Raw genomic sequence first — 19,828 nt, 5'->3', positions numbered from 1 at the left:
TGCTGACATGACGGTCGACACCGAGCGGAGCCCGGGGCGGCGCGGCCGCCCCGGCCACTCGCTGGACACGCTGCTCGCCGGCGCGGTCGCCGTGTTCAACGAGCGCGGCTACGAGGCGACCAGCATGGACGAGGTCGCGACCCGGCTCGGGGTGACCAAGTCGGCGCTGTACCACCACGTGCCGAGCAAGGGCGAGCTGCTGCGGCTGGCGCTCGACCGGGCACTGGACGCACTGTTCGCCGTCACCCAGGAGACCGGCGCGACCACCGGACCGGCGATCGACCGCCTCGAGTACGTCGTCCGCGGCTCGGTGCGCGTGCTCGCCGCCGAGCTGCCCTTCGTGACCCTGCTCCTGCGGCTGCGCGGCAACACCGAGATCGAGCGGACGGCGCTGCACCGCCGCCGCGAGTTCGACCGGATCGTCACCGGGCTGGTCCGCGCCGCCGAGCACGAGGGCGACGTCCGCGCCGACGTCGACCCCGCCGTCCTGTCCCGGCTGCTGTTCGGCACGGTCAACTCGCTCACCGAGTGGTACCGCCCGGGCGGCGACCTGTCGGCCGCCGACCTCGCCGACGCCGTCGTCGCCATCACGTTCTCCGGCCTGCGCACCTGACCGATCGGAGCTTTCGGTACCGAAAGCTCCGCCGCACGCTTGAGCTTTCGGTACAGAAAGCTCGGAAGGGGTTCTGATGACCTCCGCACCGCTGCTCGAGAGCTACGTCGCCGGCCGGTGGTTCGCCGCCTCGGACGAGGGCGCGCGCGTCGCCGACGCTGTGACCGGCGAGACCGTCGCCCGGGTGAGCAGCACCGGCCTCGACGTGCCGGCGATGCTCGACCACGCCCGCAGCGTGGGCGGCCCGGCGCTGCGCGAGCTGACGTTCCACCAGCGCGCCGGCCTGCTCAAGCAGCTGGCGCTGAAGCTGATGGCCGACAAGGACGAGTTCTACGCGATCAGCCGCCGCACCGGCGCCACCGACCGCGACAGCGCCGTCGACATCGACGGCGGCTTCGGCACCGTCCTCTCCTACGCCAGCAAGGCCAAGCGCGAGCTCCCCGACGACGTCACCGTCCTCGACGGCGCGGTCGAGCCGCTGGGCAAGCGCGGCACCTTCGCCGGCCAGCACATCTGGACGCCGCTGCGCGGGGTGGCCGTGCAGATCAACGCCTTCAACTTCCCGGTGTGGGGGTTCCTGGAGAAGCTGGCGCCGGCCTTCCTCGCCGGGGTGCCGTCGATCGTCAAGCCGGCCAGCCAGACCGCCTACCTCACCGAGGCCGTGTTCCGGCGGATCGTCGAGTCCGGGCTGCTGCCGGAGGGCTCGGTGCAGCTGCTGGCCGGGAGCGCGTCGGGGGTGCTCGACCAGCTCGGCGGCCAGGACCTCGTCTTCTTCACCGGCTCGGCGTCCACCGCGCGCAAGCTGCGCAGCACGCCGTCGGTGGTGGCCAACTCGGTGCGGTTCAGCGCCGAGGCCGACTCGCTCAACTGCGCGGTGCTCGGCCCGGACGCCACGCCGGACACGCCCGAGTTCGAGCTGTTCGTGAAGCAGTTGGTCACCGAGATGACCGTGAAGGCCGGCCAGAAGTGCACCGCGATCCGCCGCGCGCTCGTGCCGCGGGAGCTCGCGGACGACGTCGTCGAGGCCACCCGCGCGAAGCTCGCCGAGGTCGTCGTCGGGGCGCCGGGTGCCGAGGGCGTGCGCATGGGCGCGCTGGCCAGCATCGACCAGCGGCAGGAGGTGCTGCGCGCGGTCAAGGCCCTGCGCGGGGTCGCCGAGCTGGTCACCCCGGAGGAGGTCGAGATCGTCGGCGCGGACAAGGACCGCGGCGCGTTCCTGCCGCCGATGCTGCTGCGCTGCGACGACCTGTCCGCTTCCGAGCCGCACGACGTCGAGGCGTTCGGCCCGGTCAGCACCGTGCTGCCGTACGACGGCGTGGCGCACGCCGTCGAGCTCGCCGCGCGGGGGCAGGGCAGCCTGGTCGGCTCGATCGTCACGCACGACGAGGCGGTGGCGCGGGAGTTCGTGCTCGGCGCCGCGCACGCGCACGGCCGCATCCTGGTGCTCGACCGCGACGACGCCAAGGAGAACACCGGCCACGGCTCGCCGCTGCCGGTGCTGGTGCACGGCGGTCCCGGCCGGGCCGGCGGTGGCGAGGAGCTCGGGGGCATCCGCGGCGTGCTGCACCACATGCAGCGCACCGCCGTGCAGGGGTCGCCCGACATGCTGACCGCGATCGGCGGGCGCTGGGTGACCGGCGCCCGACGCACCGACGACGGCGTCCACCCGTTCCGCAAGTCGCTCGCCGAGCTGCGCATCGGCGACTCGGTCACCGCCGGGCCGCGCGCGGTGACGCTGGCCGACATCGAGCACTTCGCCGAGTTCACCGGCGACACGTTCTACGCGCACATGGACGAGGCGGCCGCCGCGGCCAACCCGCTGTTCGGCGGCCGCGTGGCCCACGGGTACCTCATCGTGTCGTGGGCGGCGGGGCTGTTCGTCGACCCCGACCCGGGCCCGGTCCTGGCCAACTACGGCGTCGACAACCTCCGGTTCCTGACCCCGGTCAAGCCGGGGGAGGAGCTCACGGTCACGCTCACGGCCAAGCAGATCAGCCCGCGCGGTGGGGCCGACCACGGCGAGGTGCGCTGGGACGCCGTCGTCGTCAACGCCGAGGGCAATCCGGTGGCGACGTACGACGTCCTGACGATGGTCGCCAAGACCTGGCCGCCGGCCACGACGGCCTAGCCCGGTACACCTGGTCCCGCGGCGGGTCAGGCGGTCGAGCCGCTCGCCCGGTGCAGCCGCTCGGCGTCCAGAGAGCCGTCGATCACGGCGGTCGCGACCGCGGTCAGGGGCTCGCCGGACCGGCGCGCATGGGTGCGCATCAGCCGGAAGGCCGCCGCCACGTCGGTCCGGCCCTGCGCGGAGAGGATGCCCTTGGCCTGCTCGATGACGATGCGGCTGTGCAGCGCGGTCTGCAGCTGCTCGGACAGCACGACCTGGTCGCGGATGGCCCGTTCGTTCAGCAGGCCGATGGTCGCGACGTCGGCGAGCCCCTGCACGACGGCGAGGTGGTCGTCGCTGAGCGGTGTCGGCGCGATCGTGAACAGGTTGAGCGCGCCGATCACCTGACCCCGCAGCCGCATCGGCAGGGCGTGCGACACCGTGTAGCCCACCTCCCGGGCGGCCTCGGCGAACGTCGGCCACCGGCCCGCCGCGTCGGCCAGGTCGACGTTGGCGATGGTCTCCCCGCTGGCGAAGCAGTCCAGGCAGGGGCCCTCCTCCCGCTGCAGCTCGAAGAGCTCGAGCAGGCGTGCCGACTCGTCGGTGTAGGCGACGACCTGGAGGTTCCCGCGCTGGTCGTCCAGCATGAGGCCGGCGGCATCGGTGTCGACGAGCTCGACGCACCGTTCGGTCAGGACCTGCAGGAAGTCGACGACGTCGAATCCGTCGACGAGCGTGTCGGCCAGCTCCACGAACACCTCCGCGAGGCGCTGCTCGCGTGCCATGCGTTCCCTCCCTTCCGGTCGATCGCGTGCCGTCGTCACCGATCGTCGTCCTTCGTGCGGAAGTGGACCACCCCGCGCAAGACGTCCCGGGCGAGGTCCCGGATCGGGCGATGTTCGGCGTAGGCCCTCGCCCGCAGCAGCATCAGTGCCTCCTCCAGGGTCACCCCGGCATCGACCGACACGACCCCGGTGGCCTGGTGCACCTCGGCCCGGTCGTCCAGCACCGCCACCGGGTCGCGCGGGCCGTGCTCGCCGCCGTCCCCGGCAGGCAACCCCAGCACGATCAGAGTGGCCGCATCGGCGAAGGCGAGTGCGTCGGTCAGCTCCTCGGGGGACAGGACACCGACGGTGTCCCGGTACAGGTCCAGGACGCCGACCCGGATGGCGCCGACCCGCAGGGGGAACGCGAAGACGGCACGCAGGCCGGCGGCGTGGGCCCCGCCCGCGAAGGCCGGCCACCGGCCGGGCGCCGTGCGCGCCACGTCCGGCTGCAGCACCGGCCGGCCGGTTCGGGACGCGTCGACACAGGGGCCCTCGCCGAGGGAGAACTGCAGTTCCTCCAGCTCACCCGCCGGCCCGTCCGAGACGGCGACGGTGCCGGCCGGCCCGTCGGCCGTCATCAGCGCCAGTCCCGCGCCGGTCACGGGCAGCCATTCCGCGCACAGGGCGACCAGCGCGGCCGGCTGCCCCCGGCCGTCCGGGCACCGGGCCTCGACGGCCGCGACGATCTCCGTCACGCGGTTCGAGGCCACATCCGCTCAGCCCCCTGTACCGACAGCGGCGACGGCGGAGCGCATGGTGACCGTCGTTCCGTGCGGGAGCGAGGTGACCGTGGTGTCGGCGAGCGCAGACATCATCTGGAGACCGCGGCCGCGGTACGGGCCGGTCGGACCGTCGCGCCAGGTCCCGTGGTCGCGGACGACGATCGTCACCTGGCCGTCCTCGACCTCGAAGAGCACGTCGAAGAAGGGCTCGCTCGGCTGCTGCGCGTGCTCGATCGCGTTGGTCGCGGCCTCGCAGGCCGCCAGGAGCAGGTCGCTCAGGTCGTCGGGGGCCAGGCCCGTGTCGTCCAGGAAGACCCGCAGGCCGTGGCGCAGCGACCGGACCGAGACGTCGGTGGAGGGAAGGCGCCACTCGTGCCGGACCGCGCCGGGTACGGCGTCGGTGGTGGGGGTGGAATGCGTGGACATGACCGGCTCCCCAGGACGGTGCGGTCGCCGGGTCCGGGGCCACCAGGTGAGCGGATGCGATCCGCTGCGTTCTCCCAGCCTAGTCCGTTCCCCGCCCCGGCACATCCGGTGCGCCCACGGCGGTCCAGCGGACGGGCAGCCGCTTCACCCCGCGCTGGAAGTTCGAGCGCAGGAACACCGGTTCGCCGTCGAGTTCCAGCGTGCGGGTGCGCCGCAGGAGCTCCGCGAACAGCGCGCGCATCTGCGCCCGGGCGAGCTGGGCGCCGAGGCAGAAGTGCGGCCCGTGCCCGAAGCTCAGGTGCGGGTTGGGGGAGCGGCGGACGTCGAACCGGTCGGGCCCGTCGAACACCCGCTCGTCGCGGTTGGCCGAGGTGAACGAGACGACGACCTTGTCGCCGGCCCGGATGGGGGTACCGGACAGCTCGACGTCGGTGGTCGCGGTGCGCCGGAACACCATCACCGGCGTCCACCAGCGGAGCATCTCGTCGACCGCGCCGGGCAGCAGCGCAGGGTCTGCCCGCAGGGCCGCCAGCTGGTCGGGGTGCTGCAGCAGCGCGATCAGCCCGCCGGGCAGGCCGTTGCGCAGCGTCTCGTTGCCGGCGACGGCGAACAGCCAGAACATGTTCTCGAACTCGGCGTCGCTGACCTGCCCGTCCTCGCCCGACTGCGCCAGCAGGATCGACATCACGTCGTCGCCGGGCGTGCGCCGCTTCTCCTCGGCGAGCAGGCGGGCGTAGGCGTAGAGGTCGGGCATGCCGGCGCGGGTGCGGGGATCGGGCATCCGACCGTCGGCGTCGGGCTGCGGGCGCAGCTCGAGGGCCCGCCGCGCCATCGCCGTCCCCCCGGTGCCGTCGAACGCCGCGGACACCGCGTAGTCGGGGTCCTGCCAGCCGATCACCCGGTTCGACCAGTCGTACATCAGCCACCGGTCCTCGGCCGGCACGCCGAGCACGTCGGCCAGCGTGAGCAGGGGCAGGTCGGCCGCGACGTCCTTGGCGAAGTCGCAGCGCTCCTCGCTCGCCCCGCCGATCATCCGGTCCACCAGCCCGGCGGCCGTCGCCTCGATTCCGGCGGTCAGCGCGGCGACCGCCCGCGGGGTGAACGACCGCGAGAGCATCCGCCGCAGCCGGGAGTGGTCCGGCGGGTCCATGTTCAGCATCATCCGGCGGACCCAGTCGAGGTCCTGGGCGTCGCGGATCTGCGTGGCGCCGAGCCAGGACGAGAACGTCGCCGGGTCGCGCAGCACGCGTTCGACCTCGGCGTGCCGGAGCACGAGCCAGAACCCCGGACCGGCCGGCTGCCCGTGCAGCGCCGGCTCGTCCACCCACGCCACCGCCGACGACGACCGCATCTGGTGGAGCAGCTCGAACGGCGGTCCCGCCTCGTAGGTAACCGGGTCGACGACCGCGGAGATGTTCATGGTCCTGCTCCCTGGCTGCGAGGACTGTGGTGTCGGCGCGACGACCGCGACCGGTCCGGCCGGGACAGAATGCGCCATGCCCGTCTGGGACGTCTCGCGGCTGCCCGAGCCCGATCAGTTCGACTACTGGCGCGAGGTCATCTGCCAGGCGTTCGTCCCGCTGACGCCAGGCCGCAAGAACGGCGGGCCGGGTTTCGCCTGGCGGGTCGAGACGCGGCCGCTGGTCGGGATCAACCGTGCCCGGATCGCCTCGCAGGCGCAGACGACCAGCCACGGCCCGCGCGAGGTCGCGGCCACCGACGACGCCTTCTACTTCGTGAACCTGCAGCTGGCCGGGCGGTGCCGCACCCGCATCGGCCGGGCGGACACCGTCGTCCGCCCGGGACAGTTCGTCCTCGTGGACACGACCCAGCCCTACTACTTCGACTTCGACGACGACTGGCGGATGCTGTCCTTCCGCCTGCCGCACCGGCTGCTCGGCTCCCGACCGTCCGGCGTCGCGCCCCGCCTCGGTGTGCCGGTCGACGGCCACGGCGTCGGGGGAGTGGTCACCGCGCTGATGCGCGCGCTGTGGGACGTCGGCGACGCGGCCGGACCCTCGTCGTCACACGAGCTGGAGCAGTCGTTCGCCTCCGCCGTGCTGGCCGCGACCGCGCCGGCCGCGCCGTCGGCGACTCCCCGCGCGGTCCTGCGGGCCGCCGTGCTGCGGCACGTCGAGGAACACCTCACCGACAGCGCGCTGTCGGTGACGAGCGTCTGCCGCCGATTCGCCATCTCGCCGCGGACCCTGCACAACCTCTTCGTCGACGGCGACGACACCTTCGCGGCCACCGTGCGAGGGCTGCGCCTGGACCGCTGCGCGAGGGTGCTCGCCGACCGTGGCACGACCGCGACCGCGACCGTGGCCGAGGTCGCGGCCGCCCACGGCTTCGACGACCCGACCACGTTCACCCGCGCGTTCCGGCGCCGCTTCGGCACCCGTCCCTCGGACGTCCGGGACGGGGTGGCCACGACCTGACGCATGCCCGTGCACGGAATGCCGAGACGTCGTGCACGCGCTGTCTGGCCCTCGGCTGCTCGCGCCGCGATCCTCGCGTCGACCACCGAGGCGTCCGCGAGGAGTTCCGACGATGACCGTGTCCTTCACCCTCACCCCCGAGCAGGAGCAGCTCAAGGCGGCCGCCCGCGGGTTCGCCCGGGATCACCTGCGGGATCTCGCCGTCGCCGTGCGGGCCGAGCAGGGCCCGCTGGCCCGGGCCCTTCTGTTCCGGCCGACCTTCGAGCGGGCAGTCGCCGCCGGCTTCTTGAAGGGATTCATCCCCACGCCGTTCGGTGGTCGGGCGAGCAGCGGCGTCGACGCCGCGATCTTCGTCGAGGAGTGGGCGGCGGAGAGCCCCGACTTCGTCATCTCGATGGCCGGACCGTTGATCGCGCTCATGCCCGTCTACGAGGTCGGCACCCCGCAGCAGATCGAGCGCTTCGTCGCGCCGTTCCTGGCCGACTCCGGGGCGCCGCTGGCCACCATGGCCTACAGCGAACCCGAGGGCAGCGCGAACTTCGCCGCCGAGGGGCCCGGGTTGGGGGTGCGCACCACGGCGGAGCCCGACGGCGACGAGTGGGTCATCAACGGGCGCAAGGCCTGGGCGTCGCACCTGTGCGGCTGGGACGGCGACGGCCCGGACGTAATGACGATCGTCTGCCGGACGCCGGGCGGCATCTCGCTGATCGTCGCCGAGCGGGAGCACCTCGCCGGTCGGATCGAGGTCGAGGAGTACTACGACCTGCCCGGGCTGAAGGGCGCGCTGACGACGCGCGTGCGGCTGAGGGACGTGCGCGTCCCGCGGGCGAACCTGCTCGGAGAGGAGGGGCAGGGCGTCCAGCTCACCCGGAACGCGTTCTTCCCGAGCGGTGCCTCGATCGGCATCTTCGCCGTCGCTGCGATGCGCCAGGCCTTCGACGTCGCCTACCGCTTCGCCCTGACCGAGACGCGCGGCGGCCCCGTGCCGATCATCGAGTACCAGGCCGTCTCCGACGTCCTCGCCGACGCCAAGGGCCGGATCGAGGCGGTCCGGCTGCTGTCCTGGCGGGCACTGGACGCCGTGATGTCGATGCATCCCAGCGGGCCCGAACTCGCGCTGCACGCCAAGGTATTCGGCTCCCGGACGGGCGTCGACGTCATCACCGAGCTGCTCGGGATCGTCGGCGTCACCGCCTACGACGAGGAGTTCCCGATCGTCCGCCACCTGATGGATGCCCTGTCCTACCCGGTCATCGAGGGAAGCAATGTAGGTGTGCGCCGGAGGCAGCTGCAGGCGTTGCTGACCACGCCGGGCTACGACCCGCTGGCGGCCTCGGGCATGGCCTGAGCCCGCGCGGCCCCGCGGCCTCGACGTCGGCGGGCGATGTGACGACGGCGGCGACGTGCGCGCCGGTTCCTCCACTCCTACGGTGGGGCCACCGGCGCCCCTGCGCGCGCGACCAGGAGGTCGATATGGCCGTCTTCCGGATCCTCGAGGCGAAGGCGCGTCCCGGCGCCGTCGACCGCCTCGCCGATCTCCTCGTCACGCAGAACGACCGGGTGGTCGCCTCCGCCCCTGGCGCGCTCTTCGCGCAGGCGCTGCGCAGCGGCGACCAGGTGCTCGCCGTCTCGAGCTGGGACAGCGCCGAGGCCATGCAGCGTTACCTCGACCAGGACGTGACGCAGGAGTTCTACCGCGCGCTGCCCGAGCTGCTGATGGGCACGCCCAGCATCCGCACCTACGAGGTCATCCGGCCCGGGGACGGCGCCGCCGGAAGCGGGTGGCAGCCGTGACCTGGTACTACCCGAAGGGCTGGACCGACCAGGAGGCCGGCGTCGAGCAGGTCGTCATCCACTACGCCTGCACGCCGCCCGAGCAGGTGCCGGACTGGTCGTGGGAGCACGAGTCGCGGGTCCTCGAGGACCGCGGCGGCTTCCCGCGCACCCGGCTCAAGGTGCTGCGCATGCCCCGCGAGGTCTGGGACATGGAGAACGGCTGGTCGACCCCGGAGTACCGCTTCCACTACTGGTTCGAGGTCTTCCAGAACGGCCACCGCTGGACAACGGACCTGTTCAGCGAGGACATCGTCTACCGCGACCTGGAGTACGTCGACCACCACGGCTGGACGACCAACGTCTGCATCTACTGGTCGGTCGGCGACTGGTCGGCGCCCGTCTACAGCCCGATGGAGGACCCGCGATTCCCCGGGGACTCCGACTACCTCGCCACCAAGTACTACGCGTACCAGGACAAGGAGCGCTTCCACCACGACAAGTACTGGATGCTGCAGCACATGGAGCGGCCGCACCGGTGGCAGTCGCGCATGTACGGCCCGCGCGGGGCCACGCTGGTCCAGCAGTTCCACGTCGGGCACATGTGGCCGCCGGAGGAGAAGGACGAGTTCTGGCTGGGCCCCGACGGCCGCGCCCCCGCGAACGGCAGCCACTGGGTGCACACCCTGTGACCGGGCCCCGGGGTCCGATGAGCGAGGAGTGCTTCGCCCTGCGCCGCACCTGGGTCGACCCCGCGCCCGGGATCGACATGGTGCAGATCCACGTCGTCTGCACCCCGCTCGGCGCCGAGCCGGACTGGGAGGAGGCCGACACCCGGGTGCTGACGCCGAGCGACGCCGCCCCGGGGTTGCGCACCGCGGTGATCGAGGCACCCCGGCGGCTCGACGGCCGCACTGACTACTCGCTGCACCACTTCTTCTTCGTCGTCCAGGGTGCGCAGTCGCGGACCTCGCCGGTGTTCACCGAGGAGATCGTCGCCCGGGAGATCAGCTACGAGGAGCCGACCGGCGACTGGACGCACGTCGGGATCGCGTGGGGGGTCTCGCCGGGCCTGCCGGACCTGGCCGCGCCGAACTACACGGTGGCCGCGCTCGACGGTCTCGGCTTCGGCGACCCGGCCGCCGGGGCGCCCGCCGAGCCGGCTCCCATCCACGAGTTCGTCCGGGCGCAGCCGCTGCCGCACGTGTTCCGCGGACTGGTCTGGGGACCCCGGGGATTCGACGTCCGCTACGTCGTCCACCTCGTGCGCTCCGGCAGCCCGCGGCCGGAGGACGACACCGAGGTCTGGGACGACAACGGTGGCCCCGGGTGGACCCTGACGCTGTGACTTCTCCGACGACCTCCCCGACGACTCCGCCGACGGACGACCTGCCCCTGACCTGGGTCTCGCCGGTGGGTGAGCGCGCCCCGTCCGGCCGGGTGCGCTACCGCGGCCCCCTCGCCACGACCGATCGCCCGCTGCACCTCCACCTGGGCTTCGACGGCACCGACGAGCCCTACCGGGACATCGCCCTGGACCGGGAGGACGACGGCTCGTGGACCGCCGAGGTGCCCGACACCGGCGACCACCTGCTGTTCGACTGCGCCGTGACGGCGGAGGGTGAGCACTGGGACAACAACGCCGGCGCCGACTACCGCCTCTGGATCGGCCTGGACCCGGTCGACTCGCACGTCCACGTGCGCGCGCCCGGTCTGGAGTCGATGGGCCTGGACAGCCTGCGCGCCGCCCTGGCCTCCGGCGGGATGACGCACGCGCTCGTCTCGTGGCAGGACAACCGGTTCGTCGACCGGGTGACCGAGGGTCTGTCCTGGTTGACCAAACTGGTCTGGGTGAGCCCGGGCGGCCCGAGCGTGGCCGAGGTGCGCCGCCGCCTGAGCGACGGCGCGGTGGGGCTCAAGCTGCACCCCTCGTACGACGAGTACCCGGCGGACGCGCCCGGGCTCGACCCCTACCTCGCGGTGGCGGCCGAGGCCGGCGCGCCGGTGTGCGTGCACACCGCCCCCGGCCCGTCGGATCCCGACCTGATCCGGAAGCTCGCGGAGCGGTTCCCGCAGGTCCCGTTCGTGCTGTACCACACCTTCCTCGGCCTGCCCGAAGGACGCCGGCGGGCGGCGCGGCACGCCCAGGAGCTGGACAACCTGTACCTGGAGACCTCGTGGTGCAGCTCCGACGAGGTGCTGCGGCTGCTGGACGAGGTCGGCCCCGAGCGGGTGCTGTTCGGGTCGGACGCCGCCGTCGACGGGCCCACCCACTTCGTGCGCGAGCCCCCGAACATCGAGCTGATCGAGAACTACAACCAGGGCCTGCTGCGGCTGGCCCGTGAACTGCCCGCCGACACGTTCCGCGCGCTGCTCGAGGGCAACACCCGGCGGCTCTTCCGGCTGCCGGGGGCACCGGTACCGGTTCCGGTGCCGGACTCTCCCGCGGCCCTGGAGGACCTGTTCGAGGCGGCGCTCGCGCAGGCCGAGGAGGTCGTGACCAGCGTGGGGCCCGACGACCTGGCCCGCCCGACGCCCTGCGTCGAGTGGCAGGTCGCCGACCTGCTCGACCATCTGCTGACGACGGTGCGACGGGCCGAGCAGGTGGCCCGCGGCGGTCGGGCCCCGCGTCCCGGGCGCCGTGACCGCTGGGCGGTCGCCTTCCCGGCGGCCGTCCGCAAGGCCCGCGGTGCGTGGGCGACCGCCGCGCCCGACGACGTCGCCGTGCCCTGGGGACAGGTTCCGGCCCCGGTCGCCCTCTCCGGATTCCTCCTGGAGGTCGTGGCCCACACCCACGATCTCGCGGTCGCCCTCGGCCGCCGCGAACCGCTCGACGCGCGGCTCGCCGAGGCGGCGCTGCGGATCGCCGAACGGCTCCTGCCGGCCGGGCTGCGCGCGGGCAGCGAGGCCTTCGCCGCCCCCGTTCCGGCGCCGCCGTCCGCAGACCCCTACGCCCGGCTGGCCGCCCTCCTCGGTCGCCGACCCGGCTGAGCGCCGCGCCGGCGGCGGGCCGCTAGCGTCCGGGGGGTGACTCTCCCCAGCGCCGACGAGCTCCGTTCCTCCGCCGAGCAGGCCCTGCGCCGCTGCGGGGTCGACCTCGACGCGATCGCCGGCGACCGGCCGGTCACCTCGCCGGTCAACGGCCGGCCGATCGGCTCCGTCCGCTGGCAGGACGCCGCCGAGGTCGACGACGTCGTGACGCGGGCGGGGGAGGCGTTCCGCACCTGGCGCACCGTGCCCGCGCCCGTCCGCGGCGCCCTCGTCCGCCGCCTCGGCGAGCTGCTCCGCGAGCACAAGGCCGACCTCGCCACGCTGGTCAGCCTCGAGGTCGGCAAGATCAGCTCGGAGGCCGCGGGCGAGGTCCAGGAGATGATCGACATCTGCGAGTTCGCCGTCGGCCTCTCGCGGCAGCTCTACGGCAAGACGATCAGCTCCGAGCGCCCCGGGCATCGGCTGATGGAGACCTGGCACCCGCTCGGCGTGGTCGGCGTGATCAGCGCGTTCAACTTCCCGGTGGCCGTCTGGTCGTGGAACACCGCTCTCGCCCTGGTCTGCGGTGACCCCGTCGTCTGGAAGCCGTCGGAGCTCGCGCCGCTGTCGGCGCTGGCGTCCGCCGCGCTGCTCGACCGGGCCGCCGCGGAGACCGGCGCGCCCGGGGGACTGAGCCAGGTGCTGGTGGGCGGTCCGGAGATCGGTGAGGCGCTGGTCGAGCACCGGGGCATCGCCCTGCTGAGCGCGACCGGGTCGACCCGCATGGGCCGCGCGGTCGGGCCGCGGGTGGCCGACCGGTTCGGCCGCTCGCTGCTCGAGCTCGGCGGCAACAACGCCGCCGTCGTCACGCCGTCGGCCGATCTCGACCTGACCACCCGGGGCATCGTCTTCTCCGCGGCCGGCACGGCCGGCCAGCGCTGCACGACGATGCGCCGGGTGCTCGCGCACGAGGACGTGATCGACGAGGTCACCGAGCGGGTGGCGGCCGCGTACCGGCGGCTGCCGATCGGCTCGCCGGTGGGGGAGGGGACGCTCGTCGGCCCGCTGATCGGCCGGCGGGCGTTCGAGGCGATGCAGGCGGCGCTCGAGGAGGCCCGGGCGCAGGGCGGCGAGGTCGTCGTCGGCGGGGGACGGCGCCACGCCGACGAGGCGCCCGATGCGTACTACGTCGAGCCGGCCGTCGTCCGGATGCCGGGTCAGACCGACGTCGTCCGCCGGGAGACGTTCGCGCCGATCCTCTACGTGCTGCCCTATCGGACGCTGGACGAGGCGATCGCGCTGAACAACGACGTGCCCCAGGGGCTGTCGTCGAGCATCTTCACCGGCGACCACGCCGAGGCCGAGCGCTTCCTCGCCGCGGACGGTTCCGACTGCGGGATCGTCAACGTGAACATCGGGACGTCGGGCGCCGAGATCGGCGGGGCCTTCGGCGGCGAGAAGGAGACCGGGGGCGGCCGCGAGTCCGGCTCGGACGCGTGGAAGAGCTACATGCGCCGGGCGACGAACACGATCAACTACTCCGGTGAGCTCCCCCTCGCCCAGGGGGTCACGTTCACCGTCTGACGCCGGCCGGACCGCGGGCGGCGAGCAGCGCCCCCGCGGCGAGCGCGTACGTCGCGTGCCCGACCACGCCCCGCAGATGGCTGACCAGCGGGTAGTCGGCCGCCTGGGAGAGCGAGGTGCCCTCGTCCACGACGAGGAACGCGCCGGCGCCGACGGTCAGCCCGGCCGCCCACGGGCTCCAGCCGCGGCGCACCAGGGCCGCGGCGAGGACCCCGTAGCCGACACCGAGACTGCGGTGCACGGCCACGCCGATCCGGGCCGCGGCGGCGTCGTCGACGTCCCGGCCGACGGCGGCGGCGAGCTGCTGGCCCAGCTGTCGCAGCGTGCCGCCGGGAGCCAGATCCTGCTCGCGGCGCTTGGACGCCTCGTCCTGCCGCGCGTAGAAGGCGGTAGTGGCCGCGTCCATCGTCCGGCTGGCGGCGTAGCCGGCGAGCGCGCCCGTGACGAGGTCGGTGCGACGAGACGCCATGACCGCCACCTTCCGGGAACCGGTGATGGCCGAGCACTGTCGCACCCGCGTCGGGGGAACGGGACCGGATCGGCCGGGGTGCTGCCGAACTCCGGAAAGTCGGTCGCCTCCGCTCAGTTCCGGGAGCACGCTCTGTCAGTAGGGGGAGAGAGCATTCCGGAGAACCGGAGCTGAGGAGTCCCATGACCACCGCAGGTGCACCACTGGCCATCGAGGCCACCGGGCTGGAGAAGTCGTTCGGGGCGACCCGCGCCGTCGCGGGCGTCGACCTCGCCGTGCCCGAGGGGGCCATCTACGGCGTGCTCGGCCCGAACGGGGCGGGGAAGACGACGACCATCCGCATGCTGGCCACCCTGATCCCGCCCGACGCCGGCACCGCGCGCGTGCTCGGCCACGACGTCCGCACCGAGGGCGACGCCGTGCGGGCCCAGGTCAGCCTCACCGGCCAGCTGGCCTCCGTCGACGAGGAGCTCACCGGCCGGGAGAACCTGATCCTGCTCGGCCGGCTCCTCGGGCTGCCCCGGGTCGGCGCGAAGGCCCGGGCCGACGAGCTGCTCGAGGCATTCGGGATCAGGGACGCCTCCGGGCGGCTGGTCAAGCACTACTCCGGGGGCATGCGCCGGCGGCTGGACATCGCCGCCAGCATCGTGGTCACCCCGCGGCTGATGTTCCTCGACGAGCCGACGACCGGTCTCGATCCGCGGTCGCGCGGCCAGGTCTGGGAGATCTGCCGGGCCCTGGTCGCCGGCGGTACGACGATCCTGCTCTGCACCCAGTACCTGGAGGAGGCCGACCAGCTGGCCGACGGGATCGCCGTCATCGACCACGGGCGGGTCATCGCCGAGGGCACGCCGGCCCAGCTCAAGGCCTCGGTCGGCAGCGGGCAGCTGCACGTCCGCCTGCTCGACGCCGGCCTCCGTCCCGGCGCGGCCGGCGTCCTGGAGCGCGCCGTCGGCACCGTCGTCCTCGAGGCCGATCCCGCGGCCCTGTCGGTGTCCTGCTCGGACGCCGACCGCGCGGCGACCGGTGTCGCCGAGCTGTCCCGGGCCGGCATCGGCATCGCGGAGTTCTCCCTCGGGCAGCCCAGCCTGGACGAGGTCTTCCTGGCCCTGACCGGGCACACGGCCGACGAGGCCACGTCCTTCGACGAGACGACCCTGGAGGAGCAGTCATCATGAGCGCCGCCGTCCCGACCATGGAGGGCGCCGACACCGCCGCCGTCCGCCGGGCCATCTCCACCACGGCGCGGCCACCGCGGCCCGGGCCCTTGTCCACGGCGCTGACGTTCGGCTGGCGCGGCATGCTCAAGGTCAAGCACGTGCCGGAGCAGCTGCTCGACGTCACGGTGACGCCGGTGATGTTCCTGCTGATGTTCACGTACCTGTTCGGCGGCGCCATCGCCGGCTCGACCAGCGCCTACCTCGACTACACGCTGCCCGGCCTGCTGGTGATGTCGGTCCTGTTCACGACCGTCTACTCGGGCGTCTCGCTGAACACCGACCTGACCAAGGGCGTCGTCGACCGGTTCCGCTCGCTGCCGATCTGGCGGCCGGCTCCGCTGCTCGGCTCGCTGCTGGGCGACAGCGTGCGGTACGTCATCGCCGGCACGGTGATCATCGTCGTGGGCGTCGCGCTCGGGTACCGGCCCGACGCGGGGGTCGGCGGCGCGCTCGCGGCGCTGGCGCTGGTGGTCGTGTTCTCGTTCGGGCTCTCCTGGGTGTTCTCGGTGCTCGGGCTGCTGCTGCGGTCGCCGAACGCGGTCATGAACGCCGGGTTCATGGGCATCTTCCCGCTGACGTTCCTGTCCAACGTCTTCGTCGACCCGAGCACGCTGCCCGGCCCGCTGCAGGCGTTCGTCGACGTCAACCCGATCTCGATCCTGTCGACGGCGTCGCGGTCGCTCATGGACGGCGACCCCGACGGCGGCGCGATCCTCGTGTCGCTCGCGGTCGCCGCGGTGCTGGCGGCCGTCTTCCTGCCGATCACGACCCGGCTGTACCGGAGCCGGTGACCGGTCAGGCCCCGCCGAGCGGGGCCGCGCGGTGCTGACCGCGCGCTGGTCAGCGACCTGCGGCGACGAGCCCGGGGCGGGGGATCACGGTCGACTCCAGGGTGCCCCGGCGAGCCACGAGCATCTCGCCGTTGGCGAGGTCGTGCCATCCGCTGCCCCAGCCGGTGGACGACACCACCACGGCGTCGTCGGTGACCCGGTACCGGAGGTCGTAGTACTCCGGACCCTCGTCCTCCTGCGACACGGTGGGATCGAAGCGGCAGACGGCGAGCAGCTCCTCCGGCGTCAGGAGCAGGCAGTTCAGGCTCGTGAAGGACGACGTCGCGGCGATCTCCTCGACGGTGTCGCGCAGCGCCTCCCGCGGCGTCGCACCGGACCGCACGCGGGTCAGCAGGGCGAGGAAGTAGCGCTCGCTGTCGGTGGTGCCGCGGCGCAGGCGGGCGACCTCGGGGGTGACCAGCCGGTCGAGCGAGGACGCCGTCAGCACGGAGCCGTTGTGCGCGAAGGCCAGCCGCCCGTCGGTGAACGGGTGCGTGTTCTCGATCCCGACGTCCAGCCCCATCGTGGCCCGGCGCAGGTGCGCCACCCCCAGATCCGTCGCGTGGCCCCGGGCCCAGAGCCGGAACGCGCGGCTGTCCCACGCCGCGTCGGGTCGCTTGTGCACCGTGACGCCGTTCCCGGTCGCCCGCGCGACGCCCCAGCCGTCGGCGTGCTTGCGCGAGAGCTCGGTGAGGACGTCGAGGTCCTGCTCGCCGACCAGGTCGAGCAGCGTCGTGGGCACGCGGCTGGCCCAGCCCAGGAGTCGGCACATGGTGTCGTCACGATGCCCCGCCGGCTGCCAGGATCGGGGGACATCCGTGCGTGCGTCGTGGTCAGCGGGGCAGACGTGACGCAAAGGGAGCTGACGAGGGAGAGCCCATGGGACGGGTGATCGTGGCCCTGTCGGTGTCGGTCGACGGGTTCTTCGAGGGGCCCGGCGGCGACCTCTCCTGGCACCGCGTCGACGAGGAGTTGCACACCCACTTCAACGAGGAGCTGGCGACGATGAGCGCCTTCCTCGACGGCCGGGTGATGCACGAGCTGATGGCCGCGTTCTGGCCGACCGCGGACCAGGACCCCGCCAGCAGCGCGCCGGAGCGGGAGTTCGCCCGCATCTGGCGGGACATGCCGAAGGTCGTCTACTCACGCACGCTCGAGCGGGCCGACTGGAACGCGCGGATCGTCCGGGAGGTCGTGCCCGAGGAGGTCCGCGAGCTCACCGCGCGCGGCGACGTGGCCCTGGGCGGCGCCGACCTGGCGGCCTCCTTCGAGCGGCTCGGGCTGGTCGACGAGTACCGGCTCTACGTGCAGCCGGTGGTCCTGGGCAGGGGTCGCCGGCTGTTCGCCGAGGGCGCGGGGCTCGACCTGCGGCTGGAGGAGACCCGCCGGTTCGGCAACGGGGTCGTGCTGCTGCGGTACGGGCGGGCGGAGGGGGAGCGACCTGCGCGGGCGGAGGGGGAGCGACCTGCGCGGGCGGTGGGGGAGCGACCTGCGCGGGGCGGGGGCTAGCGGCCCTGGCGGGCGCGGTAGCGCGCGGCCCGCCGGGCGGCCGCCTCCCGGCGGCGCCCGCCGTCGAGCAGCTCGCGTTCCCGTGCCTGCTCGTCGCGCGCGGCCTGTGCCGTCCCGGCCGGGTACCCGGCCCGCTTGACGCGGCTCTCGGTCGTCTCGGTCATGTAGGCGATCGAGAAGAAGAGGGCGAGCAGGATGCCGCCGAGCGCGGCCATCCCGCGGATCCAGAACGGGCCGGGGACCAGGACGAGCACCAGCGCGATAGGTACGGCGAGCTGCACGAACGAGCGCAGCACGTGCCGTAGCGCCCAGGTGCGGGTCGAGGTGTCGTGCAGCACCCACGGGCTGAACCGCCGGGGCAGGCCGCCGCCGAGGGCGTACCAGAGCCAGCGGAACGGACCGGGACGCGCGGGCGTGCCGCTGCGGCCGTCGGGCCCGGCGGAGGTGGTCGGCGGTGCGCTCGCGGTCACCGTCCCTGTGTACCCCTGCGCCGCGACCGGCCGCCGTCGGTGTGACGTATCCGATCGGGCCGACGTCCCCTCCTCCCCGCGAACGGCCGCGCACCGGGCGCGGCCTTCCGATCCGGAGGAGAGAACCATGGTCGAGCAGCGGCGGTCGACGGCCACGATGGAGCGACCGGCGGTGCCGGCGCCGCGCAGCGAGAAGACGCTGGTCGCGGGGGAGCGGCGCCCACCGCGCCGGCCCGGCGCCGCCGTCGTGGACCGCGCGGTGGCGCTCAACGCGCGGTACGCGCCGACCGCCTTGCGCCTGGCGCTGGCGCTGGTCTTCGTCTGGTTCGGCGCGCTGAAGCTGGCGGGTACCAGCCCGGTGGAGGAGCTGCTCGCGCAGACGCTGCCCTTCGTCGATCCCGCCATCTCGGTGCCCGCCCTCGGGGCGGTCGAGGTCGCCCTGGGCCTCGCGCTGGTGGTGGGCCGGCTCCCTCGGCTGGTGCTGCTCGTGCTGGCCGGGCACCTCGCCGGCACGTTCCTCACCTTCGTCACCGCGTCGGACCTGATGTGGGGGAGCGGCTTCCTGGCGCTCACCGCCGACGGCGAGTTCGTGGTCAAGAACGTCGTCCTCATCTCGGCCGCGCTGGTGCTCATCGGCTGGTACGGCCGCCGGGCCGAGGACCGGGCCACCACCTGAACCCCACCGCCTGGACGGACGCCGACGGCGCCGGAGCCCGCGGGCCCCGGCGCCGTCGTGCGTGCGGTCGTGCGTCGTGCTCAGACGCCGACAGGTGTGCCGGTGTCCCTCGCCCTGACCGGCGTCGCCCCGCCGGGGGATGCCCGCCGGGCGAGCAGCGCGGCGGCGATCAGGAACAGCAGCCCCAGGATCGCCAGCCCGATCGGGAGGATCGTGCCGAACAGGTTCAGCCGCGAGGCGTCTTCGGCCGTGTCGGCGGCCTGGGCCTGCGTCGACTCGTCCGTCGTGGTGAGCGTGATGGTCGAGAAGGGCACCTGGAGCGGCACGCCCACGTTCAACTCGGCGGTCAGCTGCTGCTCGCTGCCGGCCCGCAGCGGCGCGCCCAGCTCCGCGTCGGCGAAGACGGTCGAGGTCGTCGCGGACGTCCAGCTGATCGGGATGTCGTCGGGCAGCTGCGGGAGGATCGCCGGCAGCTGGGCGAGCAGCTCCGGGGGCAGCAGGTCGGCCAGCGCGGGGGCCAGCGCGGCCAGCGTGGCCTTCGGCAGCGACGTCGGCAGACCCAGCGCGGCGGGGTCGGCGATCTCGCCGTCGGCCTGCGAGCGGTACTCGTAGACCGTCCGGCCCTCGAGCTCCGACGAGCCCTCGTACTCCAGCGGGTAGGCGGCCGCGGTCGTCTGGTCCCACAGCTGGTAGTCGCCGTCGGTCTCCGGGTCCAGCGGCAGCGTGAAGATCAGGCCGTCACTGGCGACGACGTCCTCGGCGCCCGACGGCGCGTCGACGGACCCGAAGTCCACCCGGTCGACGGCGTAGCGCGTCTCCGTGGGCGGGTCGGCCTGCCCGCCGATGCTCCGCTCGATCGTCCGGACCACGACGGCGGTGTCGCCCTCGACCGAGTCGGTGGCGTAGCTGCGGGTCGCCGTCACCGGGACGTCCTGGAGGAGGACGTCGCCGGCGGCCGATCCGGCGAGCGCGGCGGGGTTCAGGCCGGTGTAGGTGCCCTCGAAGTCCTGGCTGCTCTCGAAGTCGCTGGGCAGCTTGCTCATCGACGGGACGAGCACGAACCGCACGAGGGCCGCCGCGACGAGCAGCAGGACCCCCACCACGGCGAGGGCGGTCGATGATCGGGTGAACCTCACGTCGAGCTCCTGTTCTGCGGCCGTCGTCGGCCGGCGGGACGAACGGGAGGTCCGGCCG

The 19,828-nt window shown here is 73.6% G+C and carries 21 protein-coding genes; 13 read left to right on the top strand and 8 right to left on the bottom strand.

The genetic code is table 11. The features are described 5' to 3' along the window. Positions 1 to 7 precede the first annotated feature (7 nt). Together ABD644_RS11175 and paaZ are read left to right on the top strand one after the other, a co-directional pair. A complete protein-coding gene (locus tag ABD644_RS11175; protein ID WP_344688935.1) occupies positions 8 to 613 on the top strand; it encodes a TetR-type transcription factor C-terminal domain-containing protein in 606 nt (201 codons plus the stop codon). Positions 614 to 689: 76 nt separating this feature from the next. After that, positions 690 to 2,741 (top strand): phenylacetic acid degradation bifunctional protein PaaZ, encoded by a 2,052-nt coding sequence (paaZ, locus tag ABD644_RS11170; protein ID WP_344688934.1) that lies wholly within the window; start codon positions 690 to 692, stop codon positions 2,739 to 2,741. A 26-nt stretch (positions 2,742 to 2,767) separates the two neighbouring features. On the opposite strand, the gene ABD644_RS11165 is transcribed toward paaZ, so the two are convergent. The 4 genes from ABD644_RS11165 to ABD644_RS11150 all read right to left on the bottom strand — a co-directional run bounded on the left by ABD644_RS11165 (position 2,768) and on the right by ABD644_RS11150 (position 6,115). Continuing rightward, the gene (locus ABD644_RS11165; RefSeq protein WP_344688933.1) at positions 2,768 to 3,505 is read right to left on the bottom strand and encodes a GAF and ANTAR domain-containing protein; all 738 of its coding nucleotides are present in this window, start codon (positions 3,503 to 3,505) and stop codon (positions 2,768 to 2,770) included. Between the two features lie 35 nt (positions 3,506 to 3,540). Then, the gene (locus ABD644_RS11160) at positions 3,541 to 4,242 is read right to left on the bottom strand and encodes a GAF and ANTAR domain-containing protein (RefSeq protein ID WP_344688932.1); all 702 of its coding nucleotides are present in this window, start codon (positions 4,240 to 4,242) and stop codon (positions 3,541 to 3,543) included. A 21-nt stretch (positions 4,243 to 4,263) separates the two neighbouring features. Next, positions 4,264 to 4,695 (bottom strand): ATP-binding protein, encoded by a 432-nt coding sequence (locus ABD644_RS11155; RefSeq protein WP_344688931.1) that lies wholly within the window; start codon positions 4,693 to 4,695, stop codon positions 4,264 to 4,266. Positions 4,696 to 4,774: 79 nt separating this feature from the next. Further along, on the bottom strand, positions 4,775 to 6,115 hold the full coding sequence (locus ABD644_RS11150; RefSeq protein ID WP_344688930.1) for a cytochrome P450: 1,341 nt from the start codon (positions 6,113 to 6,115) through the stop codon (positions 4,775 to 4,777). Between the two features lie 76 nt (positions 6,116 to 6,191). Between ABD644_RS11150 and ABD644_RS11145 the strand changes: the two genes are divergently transcribed. The 7 genes from ABD644_RS11145 (at position 6,192) to amaB (ending at position 13,460) form a co-directional block, all read left to right on the top strand. After that, a complete protein-coding gene (locus ABD644_RS11145; RefSeq protein ID WP_344688929.1) occupies positions 6,192 to 7,133 on the top strand; it encodes an AraC-like ligand-binding domain-containing protein in 942 nt (313 codons plus the stop codon). Between the two features lie 112 nt (positions 7,134 to 7,245). Beyond that, entirely contained in the window at positions 7,246 to 8,481 is a 1,236-nt protein-coding gene (locus ABD644_RS11140; RefSeq protein ID WP_344688928.1) for an acyl-CoA dehydrogenase family protein, read from the top strand. A 125-nt stretch (positions 8,482 to 8,606) separates the two neighbouring features. Beyond that, the gene (locus ABD644_RS11135; RefSeq protein WP_344688927.1) at positions 8,607 to 8,927 is read left to right on the top strand and encodes a putative quinol monooxygenase; all 321 of its coding nucleotides are present in this window, start codon (positions 8,607 to 8,609) and stop codon (positions 8,925 to 8,927) included. Beyond that, on the top strand, positions 8,924 to 9,598 hold the full coding sequence (locus tag ABD644_RS11130) for a hypothetical protein (RefSeq protein ID WP_344688926.1): 675 nt from the start codon (positions 8,924 to 8,926) through the stop codon (positions 9,596 to 9,598). The genes ABD644_RS11135 and ABD644_RS11130 overlap by 4 nt, the downstream gene beginning before the upstream one ends. Beyond that, on the top strand, positions 9,595 to 10,254 hold the full coding sequence (locus ABD644_RS11125; RefSeq protein WP_344688925.1) for a hypothetical protein: 660 nt from the start codon (positions 9,595 to 9,597) through the stop codon (positions 10,252 to 10,254). The genes ABD644_RS11130 and ABD644_RS11125 overlap by 4 nt, the downstream gene beginning before the upstream one ends. Then, positions 10,251 to 11,897: a TIGR03086 family metal-binding protein gene (locus ABD644_RS11120; protein ID WP_344688924.1), complete on the top strand. Its 1,647-nt coding sequence runs from the start codon at positions 10,251 to 10,253 to the stop codon at positions 11,895 to 11,897. Before ABD644_RS11125 ends, ABD644_RS11120 begins: the two co-directional genes overlap by 4 nt. Positions 11,898 to 11,933: 36 nt before the next feature. Beyond that, positions 11,934 to 13,460, top strand: a complete 1,527-nt coding sequence (amaB, locus tag ABD644_RS11115) for an L-piperidine-6-carboxylate dehydrogenase (protein ID WP_344688923.1) — start codon at positions 11,934 to 11,936, stop codon at positions 13,458 to 13,460. Here amaB and ABD644_RS11110 read toward each other — a convergent pair. Then, positions 13,450 to 13,929, bottom strand: a complete 480-nt coding sequence (locus ABD644_RS11110) for a hypothetical protein (RefSeq protein ID WP_344688922.1) — start codon at positions 13,927 to 13,929, stop codon at positions 13,450 to 13,452. The two genes, amaB and ABD644_RS11110, sit on opposite strands and share 11 nt — an antisense overlap. A gap of 182 nt (positions 13,930 to 14,111) precedes the next feature. Between ABD644_RS11110 and ABD644_RS11105 the strand changes: the two genes are divergently transcribed. Together ABD644_RS11105 and ABD644_RS11100 are read left to right on the top strand one after the other, a co-directional pair. Then, a complete protein-coding gene (locus ABD644_RS11105) occupies positions 14,112 to 15,107 on the top strand; it encodes an ATP-binding cassette domain-containing protein (protein ID WP_344688920.1) in 996 nt (331 codons plus the stop codon). Then, positions 15,104 to 15,940, top strand: coding sequence for an ABC transporter permease (locus tag ABD644_RS11100; protein WP_344688919.1), 837 nt, complete (start codon positions 15,104 to 15,106; stop codon positions 15,938 to 15,940). Before ABD644_RS11105 ends, ABD644_RS11100 begins: the two co-directional genes overlap by 4 nt. 49 nt (positions 15,941 to 15,989) lie before the next feature. Here the strand turns inward: ABD644_RS11100 and ABD644_RS11095 are convergent, their stop codons facing one another. Continuing rightward, positions 15,990 to 16,751, bottom strand: coding sequence for a class II glutamine amidotransferase (locus ABD644_RS11095; RefSeq protein WP_344688918.1), 762 nt, complete (start codon positions 16,749 to 16,751; stop codon positions 15,990 to 15,992). Between the two features lie 107 nt (positions 16,752 to 16,858). Between ABD644_RS11095 and ABD644_RS11090 the strand changes: the two genes are divergently transcribed. Further along, positions 16,859 to 17,488 carry a dihydrofolate reductase family protein gene (locus ABD644_RS11090; protein WP_344688917.1) on the top strand — a complete coding sequence of 210 codons (630 nt, stop codon included), beginning with the start codon at positions 16,859 to 16,861 and terminating at the stop codon, positions 17,486 to 17,488. Here ABD644_RS11090 and ABD644_RS11085 read toward each other — a convergent pair. Further along, positions 17,485 to 17,958, bottom strand: a complete 474-nt coding sequence (locus ABD644_RS11085) for a DUF5313 family protein (protein WP_344688916.1) — start codon at positions 17,956 to 17,958, stop codon at positions 17,485 to 17,487. The genes ABD644_RS11090 and ABD644_RS11085 overlap by 4 nt on opposite strands. A gap of 127 nt (positions 17,959 to 18,085) precedes the next feature. Between ABD644_RS11085 and ABD644_RS11080 the strand changes: the two genes are divergently transcribed. Then, entirely contained in the window at positions 18,086 to 18,634 is a 549-nt protein-coding gene (locus ABD644_RS11080) for a DoxX family membrane protein (RefSeq protein ID WP_344688915.1), read from the top strand. 80 nt (positions 18,635 to 18,714) lie between these two features. Here ABD644_RS11080 and ABD644_RS11075 read toward each other — a convergent pair whose 3' ends face one another. After that, complete coding sequence (locus tag ABD644_RS11075; protein WP_344688914.1) at positions 18,715 to 19,770, bottom strand: porin PorA family protein; 1,056 nt, start codon at positions 19,768 to 19,770, stop codon at positions 18,715 to 18,717. Positions 19,771 to 19,828: the final 58 nt, after the last annotated feature.

It is taken from the genome of Blastococcus jejuensis, from assembly GCF_039534705.1.
GTDB classification, from domain to species: domain Bacteria; phylum Actinomycetota; class Actinomycetes; order Mycobacteriales; family Geodermatophilaceae; genus Blastococcus_B; species Blastococcus_B jejuensis.
Note: the sequence above shows the minus strand (reverse complement) of the source record. Positions and strands in the feature narration are given on the sequence as shown.

What these genes read in the sequence shown, in the direction of transcription:
- ABD644_RS11175 (WP_344688935.1), top strand. Translation starts at nt 8, where the DNA reads ATGACGGTCGACACCGAGCGGAGCCCGGGGCGGCGCGGCCGCCCCGGC.
- paaZ (WP_344688934.1), top strand. Translation starts at nt 690, where the DNA reads ATGACCTCCGCACCGCTGCTCGAGAGCTACGTCGCCGGCCGGTGGTTC.
- ABD644_RS11165 (WP_344688933.1), bottom strand. Translation starts at nt 3,505, where the DNA reads ATGGCACGCGAGCAGCGCCTCGCGGAGGTGTTCGTGGAGCTGGCCGAC.
- ABD644_RS11155 (WP_344688931.1), bottom strand. Translation starts at nt 4,695, where the DNA reads ATGTCCACGCATTCCACCCCCACCACCGACGCCGTACCCGGCGCGGTC.
- ABD644_RS11150 (WP_344688930.1), bottom strand. Translation starts at nt 6,115, where the DNA reads ATGAACATCTCCGCGGTCGTCGACCCGGTTACCTACGAGGCGGGACCG.
- ABD644_RS11145 (WP_344688929.1), top strand. Translation starts at nt 6,192, where the DNA reads ATGCCCGTCTGGGACGTCTCGCGGCTGCCCGAGCCCGATCAGTTCGAC.
- ABD644_RS11140 (WP_344688928.1), top strand. Translation starts at nt 7,246, where the DNA reads ATGACCGTGTCCTTCACCCTCACCCCCGAGCAGGAGCAGCTCAAGGCG.
- ABD644_RS11135 (WP_344688927.1), top strand. Translation starts at nt 8,607, where the DNA reads ATGGCCGTCTTCCGGATCCTCGAGGCGAAGGCGCGTCCCGGCGCCGTC.
- ABD644_RS11110 (WP_344688922.1), bottom strand. Translation starts at nt 13,929, where the DNA reads ATGGCGTCTCGTCGCACCGACCTCGTCACGGGCGCGCTCGCCGGCTAC.
- ABD644_RS11105 (WP_344688920.1), top strand. Translation starts at nt 14,112, where the DNA reads ATGACCACCGCAGGTGCACCACTGGCCATCGAGGCCACCGGGCTGGAG.
- ABD644_RS11100 (WP_344688919.1), top strand. Translation starts at nt 15,104, where the DNA reads ATGAGCGCCGCCGTCCCGACCATGGAGGGCGCCGACACCGCCGCCGTC.
- ABD644_RS11095 (WP_344688918.1), bottom strand. Translation starts at nt 16,751, where the DNA reads ATGTGCCGACTCCTGGGCTGGGCCAGCCGCGTGCCCACGACGCTGCTC.
- ABD644_RS11090 (WP_344688917.1), top strand. Translation starts at nt 16,859, where the DNA reads ATGGGACGGGTGATCGTGGCCCTGTCGGTGTCGGTCGACGGGTTCTTC.
- ABD644_RS11080 (WP_344688915.1), top strand. Translation starts at nt 18,086, where the DNA reads ATGGTCGAGCAGCGGCGGTCGACGGCCACGATGGAGCGACCGGCGGTG.